The 18,379-nt window shown below is 44.4% G+C and carries 24 protein-coding genes and 1 riboswitch; of the genes, 18 read left to right on the top strand and 6 right to left on the bottom strand.

The genetic code is table 11. The features are described 5' to 3' along the window. Positions 1-42 precede the first annotated feature (42 nt). Together ACZ5LF_RS06095 and argH are read left to right on the top strand one after the other, a co-directional pair. A complete protein-coding gene (locus tag ACZ5LF_RS06095) occupies positions 43-1,248 on the top strand; it encodes an argininosuccinate synthase (RefSeq protein WP_380569568.1) in 1,206 nt (401 codons plus the stop codon). Next, on the top strand, positions 1,241-2,617 hold the full coding sequence (gene argH, locus ACZ5LF_RS06090; protein WP_380569567.1) for an argininosuccinate lyase: 1,377 nt from the start codon (positions 1,241-1,243) through the stop codon (positions 2,615-2,617). Before ACZ5LF_RS06095 ends, argH begins: the two co-directional genes overlap by 8 nt. Positions 2,618-2,670: 53 nt before the next feature. Here argH and ACZ5LF_RS06085 read toward each other — a convergent pair whose 3' ends face one another. Then, positions 2,671-2,910: a DUF2759 domain-containing protein gene (locus ACZ5LF_RS06085; protein WP_380569566.1), complete on the bottom strand. Its 240-nt coding sequence runs from the start codon at positions 2,908-2,910 to the stop codon at positions 2,671-2,673. Positions 2,911-3,000: 90 nt separating this feature from the next. Here ACZ5LF_RS06085 and ACZ5LF_RS06080 point away from each other — a divergent pair, with 90 nt between their 5' ends. Continuing rightward, positions 3,001-3,624 carry an MBL fold metallo-hydrolase gene (locus tag ACZ5LF_RS06080; protein WP_380569565.1) on the top strand — a complete coding sequence of 208 codons (624 nt, stop codon included), beginning with the start codon at positions 3,001-3,003 and terminating at the stop codon, positions 3,622-3,624. Positions 3,625-3,671: 47 nt separating this feature from the next. Here the strand turns inward: ACZ5LF_RS06080 and ACZ5LF_RS06075 are convergent, their stop codons facing one another. Beyond that, entirely contained in the window at positions 3,672-3,911 is a 240-nt protein-coding gene (locus tag ACZ5LF_RS06075; RefSeq protein ID WP_344702823.1) for a DUF2626 family protein, read from the bottom strand. A 215-nt stretch (positions 3,912-4,126) separates the two neighbouring features. Here ACZ5LF_RS06075 and comGA point away from each other — a divergent pair, with 215 nt between their 5' ends. From comGA to gcvPB, 11 genes are all read left to right on the top strand, one after another. Beyond that, entirely contained in the window at positions 4,127-5,119 is a 993-nt protein-coding gene (comGA, locus tag ACZ5LF_RS06070) for a competence type IV pilus ATPase ComGA (RefSeq protein WP_380569564.1), read from the top strand. Further along, positions 5,085-6,137: a competence type IV pilus assembly protein ComGB gene (gene comGB / locus ACZ5LF_RS06065; protein ID WP_380569563.1), complete on the top strand. Its 1,053-nt coding sequence runs from the start codon at positions 5,085-5,087 to the stop codon at positions 6,135-6,137. The genes comGA and comGB overlap by 35 nt, the downstream gene beginning before the upstream one ends. Positions 6,138-6,147: 10 nt before the next feature. Beyond that, positions 6,148-6,477 carry a competence type IV pilus major pilin ComGC gene (comGC, locus tag ACZ5LF_RS06060; protein WP_380569562.1) on the top strand — a complete coding sequence of 110 codons (330 nt, stop codon included), beginning with the start codon at positions 6,148-6,150 and terminating at the stop codon, positions 6,475-6,477. Continuing rightward, a complete protein-coding gene (comGD, locus tag ACZ5LF_RS06055) occupies positions 6,452-6,883 on the top strand; it encodes a competence type IV pilus minor pilin ComGD (RefSeq protein WP_380569631.1) in 432 nt (143 codons plus the stop codon). Before comGC ends, comGD begins: the two co-directional genes overlap by 26 nt. Further along, entirely contained in the window at positions 6,873-7,145 is a 273-nt protein-coding gene (locus tag ACZ5LF_RS06050) for a hypothetical protein (protein WP_380569561.1), read from the top strand. The genes comGD and ACZ5LF_RS06050 overlap by 11 nt, the downstream gene beginning before the upstream one ends. After that, positions 7,105-7,542, top strand: coding sequence for a competence type IV pilus minor pilin ComGF (locus ACZ5LF_RS06045; protein ID WP_380569560.1), 438 nt, complete (start codon positions 7,105-7,107; stop codon positions 7,540-7,542). Before ACZ5LF_RS06050 ends, ACZ5LF_RS06045 begins: the two co-directional genes overlap by 41 nt. Further along, entirely contained in the window at positions 7,514-7,690 is a 177-nt protein-coding gene (locus tag ACZ5LF_RS06040; RefSeq protein WP_344702836.1) for a hypothetical protein, read from the top strand. The genes ACZ5LF_RS06045 and ACZ5LF_RS06040 overlap by 29 nt, the downstream gene beginning before the upstream one ends. Before the next feature lie 4 nt (positions 7,691-7,694). Beyond that, a complete protein-coding gene (locus ACZ5LF_RS06035; protein ID WP_380569559.1) occupies positions 7,695-8,171 on the top strand; it encodes a shikimate kinase in 477 nt (158 codons plus the stop codon). Positions 8,172-8,261: 90 nt separating this feature from the next. After that, positions 8,262-8,350: riboswitch (glycine riboswitch) on the top strand. 74 nt (positions 8,351-8,424) lie between these two features. Then, positions 8,425-9,510 (top strand): glycine cleavage system aminomethyltransferase GcvT, encoded by a 1,086-nt coding sequence (gcvT, locus tag ACZ5LF_RS06030; RefSeq protein ID WP_380569630.1) that lies wholly within the window; start codon positions 8,425-8,427, stop codon positions 9,508-9,510. A 20-nt stretch (positions 9,511-9,530) separates the two neighbouring features. Further along, entirely contained in the window at positions 9,531-10,874 is a 1,344-nt protein-coding gene (gcvPA, locus tag ACZ5LF_RS06025; RefSeq protein WP_380569558.1) for an aminomethyl-transferring glycine dehydrogenase subunit GcvPA, read from the top strand. After that, positions 10,867-12,348: an aminomethyl-transferring glycine dehydrogenase subunit GcvPB gene (gcvPB, locus tag ACZ5LF_RS06020; protein ID WP_380569629.1), complete on the top strand. Its 1,482-nt coding sequence runs from the start codon at positions 10,867-10,869 to the stop codon at positions 12,346-12,348. Before gcvPA ends, gcvPB begins: the two co-directional genes overlap by 8 nt. 37 nt (positions 12,349-12,385) lie before the next feature. Here the strand turns inward: gcvPB and ACZ5LF_RS06015 are convergent, their stop codons facing one another. From ACZ5LF_RS06015 to ACZ5LF_RS06000, 4 genes are all read right to left on the bottom strand, one after another. Beyond that, the gene (locus tag ACZ5LF_RS06015) at positions 12,386-12,772 is read right to left on the bottom strand and encodes a rhodanese-like domain-containing protein (protein WP_344702842.1); all 387 of its coding nucleotides are present in this window, start codon (positions 12,770-12,772) and stop codon (positions 12,386-12,388) included. A 203-nt stretch (positions 12,773-12,975) separates the two neighbouring features. Continuing rightward, positions 12,976-13,197 carry an SA1362 family protein gene (locus ACZ5LF_RS06010; protein WP_380569557.1) on the bottom strand — a complete coding sequence of 74 codons (222 nt, stop codon included), beginning with the start codon at positions 13,195-13,197 and terminating at the stop codon, positions 12,976-12,978. After that, on the bottom strand, positions 13,198-14,103 hold the full coding sequence (locus tag ACZ5LF_RS06005; RefSeq protein WP_380569556.1) for a DUF1385 domain-containing protein: 906 nt from the start codon (positions 14,101-14,103) through the stop codon (positions 13,198-13,200). 18 nt (positions 14,104-14,121) lie between these two features. Then, complete coding sequence (locus tag ACZ5LF_RS06000) at positions 14,122-14,682, bottom strand: putative periplasmic lipoprotein (protein ID WP_380569555.1); 561 nt, start codon at positions 14,680-14,682, stop codon at positions 14,122-14,124. 170 nt (positions 14,683-14,852) lie between these two features. Here ACZ5LF_RS06000 and ACZ5LF_RS05995 point away from each other — a divergent pair, with 170 nt between their 5' ends. The 4 genes from ACZ5LF_RS05995 to accC all read left to right on the top strand — a co-directional run bounded on the left by ACZ5LF_RS05995 (position 14,853) and on the right by accC (position 18,373). Continuing rightward, the gene (locus tag ACZ5LF_RS05995) at positions 14,853-15,908 is read left to right on the top strand and encodes a M24 family metallopeptidase (RefSeq protein ID WP_380569554.1); all 1,056 of its coding nucleotides are present in this window, start codon (positions 14,853-14,855) and stop codon (positions 15,906-15,908) included. A gap of 26 nt (positions 15,909-15,934) precedes the next feature. Continuing rightward, positions 15,935-16,492: an elongation factor P gene (gene efp / locus ACZ5LF_RS05990; protein ID WP_380569553.1), complete on the top strand. Its 558-nt coding sequence runs from the start codon at positions 15,935-15,937 to the stop codon at positions 16,490-16,492. A 103-nt stretch (positions 16,493-16,595) separates the two neighbouring features. Continuing rightward, entirely contained in the window at positions 16,596-17,027 is a 432-nt protein-coding gene (accB, locus tag ACZ5LF_RS05985) for an acetyl-CoA carboxylase biotin carboxyl carrier protein (protein ID WP_380569552.1), read from the top strand. Beyond that, positions 17,027-18,373 (top strand): acetyl-CoA carboxylase biotin carboxylase subunit, encoded by a 1,347-nt coding sequence (gene accC / locus ACZ5LF_RS05980; RefSeq protein WP_380569628.1) that lies wholly within the window; start codon positions 17,027-17,029, stop codon positions 18,371-18,373. The genes accB and accC overlap by 1 nt, the downstream gene beginning before the upstream one ends. The last annotated feature ends 6 nt before the right edge of the window (positions 18,374-18,379 follow it).

Below are 18,379 nucleotides of genomic sequence, written 5' to 3'. Positions count from 1 at the left end.
GATATTATTTAAATTATTCTAATGGTGAGGAGATGTATGAAGATGAATGAAAAAGTAGTGTTGGCCTATTCAGGCGGTTTGGATACAAGTGTGACAATCCAGTGGTTTATAGATAAGGGATACGATGTTGTGGCGCTGTGCCTAGATGTTGGAGAAGGAAAAGACTTAGATAAGGTCCAACAAAAAGCATTGGATATGGGAGCAATTGAATCATATGTGATCGATACTACAAAAGAGTTTGCAGACGACTTCGTTTCTTATGCAATTTATGCAAATTCTATGTATGAAGGAAAGTATCCGTTAGTATCTGCATTGAGTCGTCCTTTAATCTCCAAGAAACTTGTGGAAGTCGCACATCAATCCAATGCAGACTATGTCGCCCATGGCTGTACAGGCAAGGGCAACGATCAAGTCCGCTTTGAAGTGGCCATCAAAAGCCTTGATCCTGCACTTAAGGTCCTTGCACCAGTACGTGAATGGACATGGAGTAGGGAAGAGGAAATCGATTATGCAAAAGAAAAGAATATCCCGATTCCGGTCAACCTAGACTCACCTTATTCGATAGACCAGAATCTGTGGGGCAGGAGCAATGAATGCGGTGTACTTGAAGATCCGTGGGCCAAGCCACCGGAAGATGCATATGCTCTGACCAGAAACATCAAAGAAGCCCCTGACGAAACGGAAGAACTTGTGTTGCATTTTGAAAATGGACTGCCAAAAGCCCTCAATGGTGTGTTCTATGAACTGGATGAACTGATCATTAAATTGAATGAGATTGCCGGAGTCCACGGAATCGGGAGGATAGACCACGTCGAAAACAGGCTAGTCGGCATCAAGTCGCGTGAAGTTTATGAAACACCGGGCGCGAAAGTAATTCTTACAGCAAAACATGATCTTGAAACGATCACATTGACAAAAGACATCGCGCATTTCAAACCATTCATCGAACAAAAGTTCACTGAACAAATCTATAACGGACTATGGTTCTCCCCTCTATCCGATTCGCTTAGGAAAATGCTGAAGGATATGCAGCAGCCAGTTAACGGAGAAGTGCGCCTTGAATTGTACAAAGGCAATGTGACGGTCACCGGTAGGCGTTCCGACAACAGCTTGTATGATGAAAAACTTGCAACCTATACCAATGAAGATGCTTTCAATCAGGATGCTTCTGTAGGATTCATTGAAATTTTTGGATTGCCGACCAAAGTAAAGGCGATGCTTGATAACGGTGTGAAGCTTTATGACTAAAAAGGCATGGGGCGGAAGATTTCAAGGCGAGCCACTCGACTATGTGGAAGCATTCAATGCTTCCATCCATTTTGACAAGATACTCATCGAGAAAGATATAGAAGGTAGTATTGCACATGCAACCATGCTGGAGAAGAAGGGGATTTTAAGCGAAGTTGAAGCAGAACAGATCATCTCCGGATTAAAGGCGGTGCTGGAGGACTTCAATGCGGGGCGGATGGAACTGTCCGTACAGCACGAAGACATCCATATGAATGTCGAACGCGCACTGATCAATAAAATCGGGGAAGTAGGCGGCAAACTGCACACAGGGAGAAGCCGTAATGATCAGGTGGCGACAGATATGCATCTATACATCAAAGAACAAGTAGAACATATTATAGAAAGCATCAATAGTCTAAAAAAAACCATACTCACGCTTGCCGAGGAAAACATTCATGTCATCATGCCTGGCTACACCCATCTTCAGAGGGCACAGCCAGTCCTCTTTTCGCATCATATCATGGCGTATTTCTGGATGTTGCAAAGGGATGGGGAGCGCTTCAGCGAATCATTGAAGCGCATCGATCTATCGCCTCTTGGAGCTGGGGCGATCAGCGGCACGACATTCGATATTGATCGCGAGATGTCCGCCGATCTCCTTGGCTTTTCCGATATATACCAAAACAGTATGGATGCCGTAAGTGATCGTGACTATATTATTGAAACCCTTTCAAATATCAGCCTCGTGATGATGCATCTGTCGAGGTTATCAGAAGAAATCATCTTCTGGATGAGCGAAGAAGCGAATTTCATTCAGCTATCCGACCAATTCACTACCGGGAGCTCCATGATGCCGCAAAAGAAAAATCCTGACATGGCAGAACTGATCCGCGGAAAAAGCGGACGGACGACCGGTGCCCTGATGGGCATGTTGATGTTGGTCAAAGGTCTCCCCTTAACCTATAATAAAGACCTCCAGGAAGATAAAGAAGGAATATTCGATGCGGTGACAACTGTTTTGGGGTCCCTCGAGATAATGAACGGCATGTTGGAGACTCTGTCCATAAATGAAGAAGTGCTGGAGGAGACGGTATCAGAAGATTTTTCAAATGCTACAGAACTGGCTGATTATCTGGTGCAGAAGGGAGTGTCTTTCAGAAAGGCCCATGAAGTGGTAGGGAAACTTGTTTTAAAGTGCATCCATTCCGGCAAGTATCTCAAAAATCTTAGCCTAGAGGAATTCAGGCAACATCACCGTTCAATAGAGGACGACATCTATGATCAACTCTCCACCCGCACATCAGTTGACAGAAGGAACAGCCGGGGTGGCACCGGCACAGAGGCAGTAATCGAACAGATGAAACGTGCCGAAAAACTACTGAAATGACAAAAAAGGCAAATCCTCTAGAGGATTTGCCTTTTTTATATAAACGGTCCAGCCTAGTGTCCGAGGTCTGGATAACCGTATGTAAATATAGTCGCGATTGCGAAGAAACCAAAAGTGGCAACTGTTGCTAGACTGAAAAGTACCGCCAACAGATTTTTATTTTTGACTGCCGCCACCAATCCCCAAACACCGACGATTGAAATCATCAGCATCAGCAGGGAAAAAGTGTTGATCCCGATATGGATCGACACGCCGCCAATTTCAAAAAGCTTACCCGTATCAATGAATGGCATGATGCTCAACCTCCCATAATCTCTTTATTCTCATATATATTGTATAATTAAAAATGTACTTTGTCGAGGAGATTTTAAGGAGGATCATTTATGGAAATAAGAACTTTACCCCTTGGGCCATTGGAAACGAATTGCTATCTGCTGTGTGAAGGAGAAGATGTACTGATCGTCGACCCATCTGGAGAGCCTGAAAAGATCAGGGAGGCTATCGGTTCGGATCTGACCGTCAAAGGGATCTTGCTGACCCATGCCCATTTCGATCATATCGGAGCACTAGAAGATATCGCCGATTATTATGATGCTAAAACCTGGATGGGGCGCCCAGAGCTTGAATGGCTTGCCGACCCGGCAAAGAATGGGTCGGCTAAGTATACGGACATGGGCTTGCCCATTATAACAGCCGATATACAACCCGCACCCCTAGAAGAGGGTCGCCACTCGATTGGCAAATTTGAGTTCGAGGTCCTTTATACACCGGGCCATTCACCTGGAAGCTTGAGTTATCTTTTTAACGACTTCATCGTTTCAGGTGATGTTCTGTTCAACGGTGGGATAGGAAGGACAGATCTATATCAAGCAGACCATAGCACATTGATCGACAGCATCCGCAACAAGATGTATATGCTCGATGATGAGATCGTTGTATACCCAGGGCACGGCCCGGAAACCACCATCGGGTATGAAAAGAAGACAAATCCTTTTGTGAGGAAATAGAAAAAGGACCGTACAGATTTCAATCTGTACGGTCCTTTTAAACATGATCAACCAAATCTCGGCTCGAGTAAAAATGTAGTGAAGTACGTAAAACCTACAAAGAAAAGGACGAGGTATGCAGCAAAAACGTACATGTACATCCTTTCTGTCAATTTCATGTAACCGAGGAGAATGAAGAATCCGGTTTGCGCGAGAAACAGCAATGTCATCGCCATCATGTCACCGACATAGAAGAGGATTGCAAATACACCAGTCCAAAAGCCGAGTGTCTTGAATACTTTATCCATAAGAACAGTCCTTTCATCCTTACTTTACATATCATAGTCAATTATAAATAAAGAAGATATTAAAGTAAATACTAAATAAATCAAATGGTTTGGAATCCATTTCCATTATTCCCTATTATACAACAAAAACTGTGCCAATAAGGAGAAATTCATCAATTTATTTCAGAAAAGATCAATTCCTTCACTTTTCCCCATATATAAGGTGGAGGTGAAGAATGAAAAAGCTTATAGAAACGATTTTAAAAGATGCAATACTTGAGGAGGCCACGGATGTCCACTTGACATCTGAAGGTGAAAAGGCGCATGTGAGGATCCGTTGCCTAGGAAAGATGCAGCTGCTCGAAGTGATCGACATTGAAGTCTATAGGCGAGCCATCAACTATCTGAAATTCATTGCAGATCTCGACATCAACGAACATCGTGTCCCTCAGAGTGGCCGCACCGCAATTCTGATTGATGAAGAAGTCGTCAACTTAAGGGTCAGTACACTGCCAGTCTCACTTATGGACGAAGTGGTCGTCATACGGATCCTCAACCTGATGGAAGATAAGGCGTCGAATGAATTATTCAGCACCACTTCTGAATATGATTTCTTCCAGGACTACATCAACCGGCAGCAAGGTCTGATTCTGTTTACCGGGCCCACCGGTTCCGGGAAATCGACACTGATGTATCGGTTGGTCAGGGATGTCGCAGCAAGAGGGGAACGGCAAATAATCAGCATTGAAGACCCGATTGAATATGAGCAGGAAGGAATTGTACAGGTTGAGATCAATGAAAAAGCCCAAATCGACTACGAGCCTCTGCTAAAAGGTGTGTTGAGGTGTGATCCGGATGTCATAATGTTCGGGGAGATAAGGGATGCAAATATAGCGTCCAACCTACTTAGAGCAAGTTTATCGGGACACCTTGTATTCAGTACATTCCACAGCAAATCTGCTGTAGCCGCACTCAGTCGCCTTAAAGATTTTGGACTCTATGATGAAGAGATGATACAAAGTATCTCATTAATCATAAACCAGCGTCTCATCCATACTCAAAAAGGATCTTATATCATTTATGAAACGCTTGGGAACTCAGAGATACAAGAGTTTTTGAAGACCGGTTCCGTTGTTTATGGGACACTGCACGACCGTCTGATCCATATGCTTGATGAAGGGGGACTGAATGCGGATGAGTTTAGGTTTTACGAGGATAAATTCAAATAAACTCGGGAAATATGATGCCCACTTTCTGATCAAACTCGCTGATTTGCTTGAAACAGGCTTTACCATGCAGCAGTCACTGCTTTTTCTGTTGGAACAATATGATGTGCTGAAACCAAAAGATCGACTGCAGATGATAGAGGCCGTACGAGAAGGCAAAAGTCTTGGAAAATTACTTAAGGATATGGGGTATGGCAATTCAGTCATTATCCAAATTGCATTTTCTGAAATACATGGGAAAGTATTGGAGACGTTGCGGGAATCTGCAAGGTATATCGAATACGTGAGGAATACGCGTTCGAAACTGCTTAAGGCGTTGCAGTATCCTTTGTTGCTGATAACGATCTTTGTAGGACTCCTATTAACCCTCAATTTTACAGTCATCCCCCAATTCAAAAGCCTTTACAGTGCTATGGGCACACAATCCGAAGGGATTGTGGCACTGCTCATCAAAGCGCTTGATGTGTTGCCTATAGCACTCCTGCTGTGCTTTATAACCGGAGTTGTGGCTTGTACCGTTATATCAGCTATCTTTTCCATCAAGGACGTGGCATTGAAATCTCGTATATTTACCAAGATACCTTTAGTGAATTATTTTTTTACCGGCTATCAGACATATAGGTTTTCACGGGAGTTCGGCTATTTTCTGAATAATGGACTTGAAGTGAAAGAGATTCTTGACCTTTTCATTCATCAGGAAATAAATGGCTATCTAAGATATATGTCAGAGTCCATAAAGGACGGCTTGATGAATGGTGAAAGCCTGTCACTTGTCTTGGGAGAGGTAGATTTGCTTGATGCCAAATTGTCTGTGTTCGTCAGTCACGGCGAACAGAACAGCAGCGTCGGCAAGGAACTCATCATGTTCAGCGAATACACGTTGGAACGTCTTATCATGTATGTGGAAAATATAACTAAGAAGATACAACCCGTAATCTTCGCAATACTCGGAGTCCTCATCATCTGTTTATATCTGATTATAATATTACCGATATTCCAGATGATGTCTGCGATAAACTAGGAGGAAACAGATGAGAAAACATTTTAAAGATAAAATGAAGGCAAACGGTGAAGAAGGATTTACTCTGATTGAAATGCTGTTGGTGCTATTGGTCATATCAGTGCTGATCATACTGATCATTCCAAACATAGCGGCCCAAAGTGCAAACGTCCAGGACACAGGGTGTGAAGCGCAAGTAAGAATGGTCCAGAGTCAAGTGGAATCCTATACATTGAACGAGGGCGCGCCGCCTGCTTCAATCAATGCACTCGTACCTGAGTATTTGACCGACGATCAAGTTACATGTGCGAATGGAGACACCATTGTTGTCACCAATGGCAAAGCAGCACGCACGCCATGATGGTTTTACGCTTCTTGAAATGATGCTGACATTATTCATCGTCAGCGTCATATTGCTTATTGGCGTAGTCAGTATACCTGATTACGAAGCAGGCGGGACACAAGGGGACATAGAACGGATAAGCCATTTCTTCTATAACGCCCAGACGGAGGCGATGGCTTCAAAATCTTATAATATTGTCGATATCGACCGTGCCGGCAATACTTTTCATCTACGTAGCCGGGATGGCAATATACTTAACTCCTATATACCTGAGCGGTGCCAGCTCAATTCAGGCGGGCTCGAGCGCATCATCTTTAAGCCAGATGGTGATGCGAACAAGTTCGGCACCATAAGTTTAGACTGTCCGGATTCTTCTGTAAGATTCATTTTCCAGATTGAGAGGGGGCGGTTCCGTGTCGAATGAAAAAGGGTTCATGCTGATTGATGGACTGCTTGCGATGCTGTGCCTCAGCATCATTGCCGTCACTCTGGTGCCGGCAGTCACTACAATTCAAACTGCAGCCGAAGAAGCGCAGATCCAACTGGAATTACATCGGACGTTGTACATTGAATTACTCTCCTACGATGATCGGGAGGCTTTCATCAGTCAGACCGAGAACTGGGTTGTCGAAGGAGGTAGAATATGTGGCAAAGCGAGCGGAGAATGCATCAAAATCAAAAAATGATTCAGGATTCACTTACCTGGAAGTACTTGTCAGCTTAGGCATCGCTGCTTTTATAATGGCTCTATTGCCTTCATTACTCGCGCTATTCAATTATGAAGAAGAGGAAATGGAGTTCGAACATGATTTTTTCATAATCGATATCAGCCAGTCATATAAGGATAGTACAGCCACTGATTATGAGCCGAGCCAGGAATCCATTGTTTTTATGGATAAGACAAATAAAGTACGCTATAGAAGACATGGCTCGAGAATCATTAAGACAGTGGGGGACAAAGGTTACGTTACGGTAATGTTCAATGTCACCGAATTTAAAGTTGAAGAGACGGATGAGTCCGTCATTCTCTCATTTCTCGGAAAGGGAATGGAAAATGAAGAACAGATTACATTTATCAAATGAAGGTTTCTTCAGCTTCTCGATGTATATTGTATTGATATATATGGCAGGCGTGTACTATCATTATCATAACCGCTTCATGATGATCATTGAAATACAATCCAATTTCATCGAAATCTATAATACGCGGATACAAGATATACTGGGGTGAGGATATGATCCTTATAGGTTTTATGGGGAGTGGGAAGACTACGATCGCAAAATTGCTTGGTGCACATATGGGGAGGGAAATCCTCGACCTTGATGAAGAAATCGTAAAATCCTCAGGGATGGCCATCCCCGAAATATTTGCAGCTGAAGGTGAGACAGGTTTCAGGCTACGTGAATATGATGTCCTAAAAGCACTGCCTAACCAGCACATTCTTGCGACAGGCGGAGGCGTGGTAACCTATGCAGCCTCAAGAAGGCTTCTTATGGAGATGGATCAGCCGATCATCTATCTTCATGCAGATTTTCCAACGCTTTATAATAGGATCCGTGAGGATATGAACAGACCTTTAGTAAAAGATAAGGAATCGGTGAAGAAACTATACGAAGAACGTCTTGATCTATACCGCAGCACTTCAACAATTGAGGTCGATGCCACTTCAACCCCAAAAACCATCGTCGATCAGATAATGCAGAGCCTTTAATGCACTTTCCTAGACAATGAATTAAAGCGCTTGCTATTTTCTAAAAATTGGGGTTATAATGTAGTCGTAAAGACAATTAAAAATTTGCGAATGAACAATGCTCGAGAGAACGAGTTATCGTCGCCGAAGGAGCAAACCGTAAAGGTGAATCTCTCAGGCAAAAGAACAGCATTGGGACGCATTCCTGAAGGCATATCAACAGGGCAGCTATTGGCTGTCCTGTTTTTTTATTATCCAAAGGAGGAATAGAAATATCATGTCTGAACTTAAAAAGACGCCGCTGTATAACTATTATAAGGAGGCCGGGGCAAAAGTCATCGACTTTTCGGGTTGGGCTCTGCCGGTCCAATTCAGCAGTATAAAAGAAGAACATAAGGCAGTAAGGGAGAGTGCAGGCCTTTTCGAGGTGAGCCACATGGGCGAGATTCTTGTAGAGGGAAAGGAGTCTGAAGCTTTCCTCAATTATGCACTGACGAACAATGTCGAAAAACTTACCGACACAAAAGCCCAGTACACCATGCTATGCAACGAGTCAGGTGGCGTCATAGACGACCTCGTCATCTATAAATTGGAAGATGAGAAATATCTTCTGGTAGTCAATGCCGGAAATACTGATAAAGATTATGAATGGCTGACCTCCATAAAAGGATATGATGCGACTGTCAAAAATGTCACTTCCGACTATGGACAGATCGCCATCCAGGGGCCTGATGCACGTGAAATCGTGCAGAAGCATACCGATGAAGATATCAGCGAAATGAAGATGTTCCGTTTTAAAAAGGATGTTGAGATCGGTGGCTGTAATGTAATCCTTTCACAAAGTGGCTACACAGGAGAGGATGGCTTCGAGATATACTGCGACAGCTCAGATACGGAGAAACTCTGGAAACTTTTCGTCGATGAAGGCGTTACCGAATGTGGACTCGGGTCTAGGGATACCCTCAGACTGGAGGCAGGATTGCCACTTCATGGTCAAGACCTCACTGAGGATATTTCACCGATTGAAGCTAAAGCAGGCTTTGCCGTGAAAACCGACAAAGAGGACTTCATTGGAAAAGAAGTGCTCAAGCAACAAAAAGATCAAGGGGCTCCAAGAAGGCTCGCCGGTTTTGAACTGCTTGAGAGGGGAATTGCGAGAACCGACTATGAGGTGACGGATGAAGAAGGAAACAAGGTGGGATATGTAACGAGTGGAACGCAATCTCCAGTTACCAAAAAATCCATCGGCTTTGCTCTTGTGGATACTGACTTCTTTGAACTCGACAAGACGTTCAACGTCAAAGTCCGCAGCAAAGATGTGCCGGCTAAATTCGTGAAACCCCCGTTCCATAAAAATTAAAAACAGAAGGAGTGTATCAAGTGAGTCACCGCTATTTGCCATTAACTGAAAAAGATAAGAATGCAATGCTCGAAACGATTGGCATAAAAGATATTTCCGAATTGTTTGAAGACATCCCTGAGAGTGTCCGGTTCAAAGGTGAATTGAACATCAAAGAAAAGAAGAGTGAGACTTCGCTTTTGAGGGAGCTCACAAACGTCTCCAAAAAGAACATTACTACAGAAACCCACACATCATTCCTGGGTGCAGGCGTCTACGACCATTATATCCCGACAGTGGTGGATCATGTCATCTCGCGTTCGGAATTCTATACTGCCTATACACCTTATCAGCCAGAAATCTCCCAAGGGGAACTGCAGGCGATCTTTGAATTCCAGACCTTGATTGCAGAACTCACCGGCATGGACGTGGCAAACTCTTCTATGTACGATGGACCAACTGCCTTTGCTGAGGCCGCAACAATGGCTGCCGGCCAGACAAAGAAAAAGAAAGTAGTCGTATCGAAGGGTGTTCACTATCAGGCGATTGAAGTGCTTAAAACTTACTGTAAAGGCCAAAACATCGAAGTAGTGGAAGTTGATCTCAATGGGTCCTATACCGATCTTGAAAAACTCGCTGAAGCGTCTGATGAAGATACGGCAGCGGTGATGGTGCAATATCCGAACTTCCTCGGTTCCATTGAAGACCTGGAAGCGATGGAGGAGATCGCCCACAAGCATAAGGCATTGTTCGTCGTAAACAGTAATCCGCTTGCACTGAGCCTTCTTACACCTCCAGGTGAGTTTGGCGCGGACATCGTCACTGGTGACACACAAGTATTCGGCATACCGGCACAATTCGGCGGCCCGCACTGTGGTTATTTTGCAGCCACTAAAAAACTGATGCGTAAAATGCCAGGACGCCTCATTGGGCAAACTCAGGATGACGAAGGCAACCGTGGATTCGTACTCACGCTTCAAGCCCGTGAACAGCATATAAGGCGGGATAAGGCAACAAGCAACATCTGTTCCAACCAGGCACTGAACGCGCTCGCATCTTCGGTTGCGATGAGCGCCTTGGGTAAAAACGGTGCATTAGAAATGGCTGAACAGAATATCCAAAAGACCCACTATATGAAGAATAAGCTGAAGTCTGCTGGATTTACAATCCTGGATGGCCAGTCTTTCAATGAGTTTGCAGTAAAACTCTCAAAAGATGTCGACGAAATCAATGATGAACTACTTGAATACGGCTATATCGGCGGTTATAACCTGGAGAAGGTGGACGCTGATTTTGCTGGCTATATGCTCGTAGCTGTTACAGAATTGCGCACTAAGGAAGAAATAGATGGATTTATCGAAAGGTTGGGTGAATACAATGCTTAAGGGATCCAGTCCTTTGATTTTTGAAAGAAGCATAGAAGATCGCTTTGCCTATTCGCTTCCGGATCTGGAAGTGGAAAAGGTGGATATCAGTACGATTATAGACGATAAATTCGTCCGGAAGACAAAGGCCGAGTTGCCAGAAATCAGTGAACTTGACCTGATGCGTCACTATACTGAACTATCCAATAAGAACTACGGCGTCGACTCCGGATTTTATCCGCTTGGTTCCTGTACCATGAAATATAATCCGAAAATCAACGAAAAAGTTGCCAGGATGCCAGGTTTTGCACTCAGCCATCCACTCCAGAGCGACAAAACGATACAAGGTTCCCTTGAAATCGTCTACGATATGCAGGAGCACCTCAAAGAGATTACTGGAATGGATGAAATCACATTGCAGCCTGCTGCTGGTGCGCAGGGCGAATGGACGGCATTGATGATGATCAAAGCCTTCCATGAAGACAATGGAGACTTCAACCGTACTAAAGTGATCGTGCCGGACTCGGCTCACGGAACAAACCCGGCAAGTGCGGTAGTAGCAGGGTTTGAAGCAGTGACTGTAAAATCCAATGACAAAGGGCTCGTTGACATCGAGCACCTGAAGAGTCTGGTAGGCGATGATACAGCTGCAATAATGCTCACGAACCCGAATACCCTTGGACTGTTTGAAGAGGATATTCTGGAAATGCGTGATATCGTCCATGAGGCGGGCGGTAAACTTTACTATGATGGCGCCAACTTGAATGCCATCATGGCAAAAGTACGCCCTGGGGATATGGGCTTCGATGCGGTCCACTTGAACCTGCACAAAACATTTACAGGTCCGCATGGCGGTGGTGGCCCTGGCTCAGGACCAATCGGAGTCAAATCAGAATTGGCGAAGTATCTTCCTAAACCGCTCGTCGTCAAGAATGAAGATGAGTCCTACAAAGTCGAGCAGGATGTACCTAAGAGCATCGGACGCGTAAAACCATTTTTCGGTAACTTCGGCATATTCCTGCGGGCATATACGTATATTCGCACCATGGGGCCGGACGGTCTCAAGGAAGTATCGGAAATTGCGGTCCTTAATGCCAACTATATGATGAGAAGGCTTGAAGGTACATTCGAACTTCCTTACAAGCAACATTGTAAACATGAATTTGTCATAAGCGGTTCCAGGCAGAAGAAAATGGGAGTGCGTACACTCGATATGGCAAAACGTCTGCTTGATTTCGGATATCATCCGCCGACGATCTACTTCCCACTCAACGTTGAAGAGTGCATGATGATAGAACCGACAGAGACAGAGTCCAAGGAAACACTGGATGGATTTGTAGACACCTTGATCGGTATCTCCAAAGAAGCTGAGGAAAATCCAGATATCGTCCTTGAAGCCCCTCATACTACTGTGGTCGGTCGCTTGGATGAGACTCAGGCTGCCAGAAAACCAGTACTGAGGTTCCAACGTGATGACATTGTAGAAGAGAAATAAAATAATGGCCCCGGCTCGATGAGCCGGGGCCATTATTTTATTTGTTTTTGGACTTGATTTTGCCAGTCCATTTGCTGATGCCGTTTTTCAGCATGTAGACATCCTTAAATCCTGCTTTCTTCAACATCTTCCCAGCCCTGTAGGGCAACCGTCCCGTCTGATCATACAGATAGACAGGCATGTCCTTCCTAAGGGAATTCATCTTCATGGAGAAATTCATCATGGGAATATTCCTTGCACCCATAATATGTCCATATTCATATTTTTCTTTATCCCTCAAGTCTATGAGCTGAACTTTCCTCAAATCTTTTTTAAATTCTTCCTCCGTAAGAGGTTTGACGCTCTTCATATTCCTGTAGCCGTTCACTACCAGAAGAAGGATGATGACGATTGACGCCAATAGAATAATCAACCAAGTATCCAATTTGTATCTCTCCTTAAAAATTTCACATAAGCTTATTATAAAGATGTTCGACACAATTTAAAAGAGAAAATGATGAGGAACATCTAGTGGGGAAAATCACTGAAGCGGGGTGGAGGGGGCGGTGTATGAACTTAGGGTGGTCGGTTGATTGGCAGACAATATTTAAAGATGATAAAAAAACTGCCCAATACCGGGCAGTTTCATTATTTTCGATTTCTATATTTACGTTTTGATTTTCTGAGTGCGCGTTTATATTTTCTTTGGCTCGGTGTCAATATAAAGAAATAATATATTCCATAGAGGATGAGGCCGATGATCAGCAGGGTCACCAGCGAATTGAGTATCATTCCCATGAAATAATCCAGGTTGGTTACAAGGCCGATTGCAGCTATGGCAAGTACCAGGTACATCAAAAATCGTTTCATTCATTCCACACTCCTTAATAATCTGTTGAATGAGGCGATGGCCACTTCAACTTGCTTATGATCGGGTTGTTTTGTAGTCAGCAGCTGCAGCAATAATCCAGGTATGCCGAACCATTTAAGGACCGGCACGTGCCTCACCTTATTCGTGAACTGGAGGAACTCGAAGGACAATCCGATGACTACCGGTATCAATGCCAATCTGTTGAGGATTCTGACATAGAAGGGATCGACCGGCACGAACATATAGACGATGAATCCTATGAGTACGGTGAAGAGTATGAAGGAACTGCCGCATCTATAGTGCAGCCTTGAATGATGCTGGACGTTCTCCACCGTCAATGGTTCATTATCCTCGAAAGTATTGATGACTTTATGTTCGGCGCCGTGGTACTGAAACAGGCGTTTGATCATGGGGGTCATTGAAATGGCGTAAATATAGAGGAGCAGCAGAATAAGCTTGAAGAAAGATTCCAGGGCGACTTGCCCAGCATGGGAAGTGACGACCCCTGAGAATACCTCAGCTATGAAGACTGGTATGAGGGTGAAAAGGGTTTTCCCGAGCAAAAAGGAAAGTATGCCTATCAGAACGGTGGACAAGACGATTTTGGACTTGTTTGCTTCATGCTTCTCCGCTTCAATGTTCATGTCATCTGATGGATGCCTTTCATATCTTTCAGAGGCGAAGTCCATATGTTTCATCCCATATATGCTTGATTCAATGATGGCCACATTCCCCCGTAAGATAGGGATTTTCTTTAGTTTCTGAACCCAGTCCTTTTGCGGACGGTCCATTTCGAAATAATCTATGGAATCGTCATTGCGGCGGATGGCGGTCACCATCTTCCTGGGCGACTGGAACATCACCCCTTCGATGACGGCTTGACCGCCATATTTCGTATTGGTCATCAGTTCACGCTTCCCTCATCAATAGTATTCATTTACTTGCTTAAGCTGATCGAGGCCTTCCTTGAACAGATCGGAATCATCATTCTCTATACCTCTGTTCAAGATATCGATTGCTGCAAGGATTTCGTCGTTGGCCAGCAGAATGGATTCATGCCGGCGTTTCAGGTAATCATCCAACTCAACATCAGTGGTTTCATCATTATAGTCTTCTATCGTACGTGATATCTGTTTTTCGACTTCTTTGAAATTGGACTGGAGATTTTGGGGCGATTCTTCGTTTTCCCTTATCATTTTGTCCAGCTCATCAAAAGAAGATTCCATTTCCGAAGCATAGGATTCGATATCCTGCACATACTTGCTTATGTCGGGATTACCCCTTATTTCTTTCATTTTGGAAATTTCCTGCTCCAGATTCTCAAGGCGCTGTGAATTCTTCTGCAGCGAGACTTCCTCAGTCTGCAGAAGACGCTTCAACTCCTCGTTACGCTCATTCGCCTCTTTTAAATCCTGTTCTACCGGGTTCCCGCTACAGGCACTCAGGAACATCACCGACAGTATGATCGACGTCATTCGTTTCATAATCTGACTCTCCTAATTTTCATTGTATAATGATATCATGTTACATCAAAAGATGATATTGTTTTGCAAATTACAAAAAAGTCGGGATATAAGCGACATTGGATGATTCTATTACTGAAATAAAGGTTATTTTGATGTAGAATGTAATCTGAAAGGTGGAGTATAAACATATGATTAAATTTGATAAAGTGAACACCCTTTTAGAAGAGAACAGCTTGGATGCACTGCTCATCATGAGCGACTACAACAGAAGATACTTGAGTAACTTCACAGGGTCAAGCGGTGCTTTAGTCATCACGAAGGAGAATCGATACCTGATTTCTGATTTCAGGTACGATGCGCAGGCCAGGGCACAAGCTGAAGGTTTTGAATTCATCCTTCAGGATAAAGGTCTCCTTGATTTCACAGTGGAATTCATCAAAGGGAAAAACCTTCGCACCCTTGGTTTTGAGGGCCATCATATCAATTACAATACTTCTGAAAAGCTGCCTGAAAACTTTGAGATTGTACCTTTGACGAATGAGATTGAAAAAATCCGCATGTTCAAGACACAAGAAGAGGTTTCCATAATCAAAAAAGCGTGCGAAATAGCCGATGAAACCTACGATCACATATTGAAGTACATTAAGCCAGGGATGAGTGAACTCAACGTGCGCAACGAAGTTGAGAATCATATGCGTAAACTTGGAGCTGAAGGTTCGAGTTTTGATATCATTGTAGCCAGCGGCTACAGGGGTGCACTCCCGCATGGTGTGGCTTCTGATAAAATCATAGAGGCCGGCGAGATGATTACACTTGATTTTGGCGCATATTATAATGGGTATGCATCTGATATAACCCGCTCGTTTGGCGTCGGGCACGTATCAGAAGAAATGGAGAAAGTACACAACATCGTCCTCGAGTCCCAACTGGCTGCACTTGATGCAATCAAAACAGGGATGACCGGCCGTGAAGCGGATGCGGTTGCACGTGATATCATCACGAAACACGGCTATGGAGATAACTTCGGTCATTCGCTTGGACATGGGTTCGGTTTGGAAGTGCATGAAATGCCGAGCTTGGCGAAGTCCAGCGAAACCGTTCTCGAGAAAGACATGTGTGTTACAGTAGAACCGGGCATCTATATTGAAGACGTAGGCGGCGTAAGGATTGAAGACGACTGCCTCGTTACAGATCAAGGTCTTGAGAAACTTTCACACAGCAGTAAAGAGCTGTTCATCATCTAAATCAATGAGAATACAGGAGGATTATTATGATTTCAGTCAACGATTTTAAAACAGGGCTTACAGTAGAAATAGAAGGGGGCTTGTGGCGTGTGGTCGATTTCCAACATGTCAAGCCAGGTAAAGGCGCCGCTTTCGTCAGAAGCAAACTCAGGAACTTGAGGACAGGGGCCATCCAGGAAAAAACGTTCCGTGCAGGTGAGAAGGTGGGCAAAGCCCATATCGATAATTTGAAGATGCAGTATCTGTATGCAGATGGAAACAACCACGTCTTCATGGATAACAATACATTCGAGCAGGTCGAGTTGGATGCTTCGGCACTTACTGATGAGCTCCAGTACCTGAAAGAGAACATGAATGTTTCCCTGATCATGTACGAAGGGGAGACACTCGGTGTCGAACTGCCTAAAAACGTAGAACTCAAAGTTGTTGAAACGGAACCGGGAATCAAAGGCGATACAGCAAGCGGCGCGTCTAAATCCGCGACTCTTGAAACAGGACTTCAGCTCCAGGTGCCACTCTTTGTAAATGAAGGGGACACACTTGTCATCAGTACTGATGACGGTCATTATGTTTCAAGAGCCTAGAAAGTGAAAGCAGGGTAGCCTCTGCTTTCATTTTTTACTTGAATTGGTATGACCACTTGCGTAAAATACAAGACAGAAATTTTGAAAGTTAAGGAGCCTGAACATGAAACATGAATATATTGACTCACTGATAGGTAAAATGGAAAAAGCTTCACTCACCGAATTGACATACAAGGATGAGGAAGTTGAAATCAAACTTAAGCGCGGAGGAGAACCAGAACAGTCTGCAAGACCGGCTACTGCGCCTTCAACACCGGCTGCAGCAGAAGCACAGCCGCAGCAGCCATCACCTGAAGAAGAGGGCAAGGTGATCAAGGCTCCAATGGTCGGAACATTCTATAAAGCAGCTTCTCCAGAGGCGGACCCATATGTGAAAGTAGGGGATAAGGTCGATAATTCCTCAGTAGTGTGCATTCTTGAAGCAATGAAGCTGTTCAATGAAATACAGGCGGAAATTTCCGGTGAAATCACAGAGATACTTGTCGAAGATGGAGACATGGTTGAATACGATCAACCATTGTTCAGAGTACGATGATCAAAAAGATACTGGTTGCAAACCGCGGAGAGATTGCTGTAAGGATCATCAGAGCGTGCACTGAGTTGGGGATAGAATCCGTCAGCATCTATTCTGAAGCAGATAAGGACAGCCTACACCGGAAAATCGCCACTGAATCCTACTGCGTCGGTCCAAAGCTTTCAAAAGACAGTTACCTCGACATGATCAGCATCATCACGATAGCCAAAAAAAGCGGCTGTGACGCCATTCATCCAGGCTATGGATTTTTGGCTGAAAACAGCGATTTTGCAGAAATGTGTGAAGTATCCAACCTTATTTTCATCGGCCCTATGCATGAAACGATCTCATTGATGGGTGTTAAGGATGTCGCTAAAGATACGATGAAAAAAGCGGGCGTACCCACCGTACCCGGCAGTGAAGGCGTTGTGGCTTCTGTAGAAGATGCAAAGGAAATCGCTGAAGAAATCGGTTATCCGGTCATCATTAAAGCAAGTCATGGCGGCGGGGGAAAAGGTATCCGGGTTGCGAGGGATGAAGCCTCCCTTGTCCAAAATTATAAGATGACGGAACAGGAAGCAGAAAGTTCCTTCGGCAACAAAAGCCTCTATATCGAAAAGTACATAGAGAATTTCAGGCATATAGAAATTCAGGTGCTCGGAGATTATCATGGCAATGTCGTACATCTTGGTGAGCGCGACTGCACCATCCAAAGGCGGATGCAGAAATTGGTGGAGGAGGCGCCGAGCCCGGTGCTTTCCGAAGCAAGGCGGGAAGAGATAGGGCAGACGGCTGTGACAGCTGCAAAAAGCATCGATTACATCGGAGCCGGCACCATCGAGTTCATCTATGACTTGAATGACGACAGCTTTTATTTCATGGAGATGAATACGCGCATCCAAGTGGAACATCCGATTACGGAAATGATCACTGGTGTAGACCTTGTCAAAATGCAGATTAAAATCGCAAGAAGAGAACCCATACCGTTCAAACAGGAGGAAATTGAATTTAAGGGGCATGCGATCGAGTTGCGCGTCAATGCGGAGAATCCTTACAAAAATTTCATGCCTTCTGCCGGCAAGATCACCGACTTCATGGTGCCAGGCGGCTACGGCGTCAGATTGGATAGTGCCTGCTACGCTGGATACGTCATTCCTCCCTACTATGACTCCATGATCGCGAAGCTGATCACTTTTGCGCCATCAAGGGAAGAAGCCATCAACACTGCACTGCGTGCACTTGGCGAATTCAAGATTGGCGGAGTCGATACGACAATTCCTTTCCATATGAATCTGTTGAACCATGAATCATTCAAGAACAATGACTATAATACAAACTTCCTGTCAAACCATGATATAATGAATTGACGAGGT

The organism is Salinicoccus siamensis (assembly GCF_055391965.1).
Note: the sequence above shows the minus strand (reverse complement) of the source record. Positions and strands in the feature narration are given on the sequence as shown.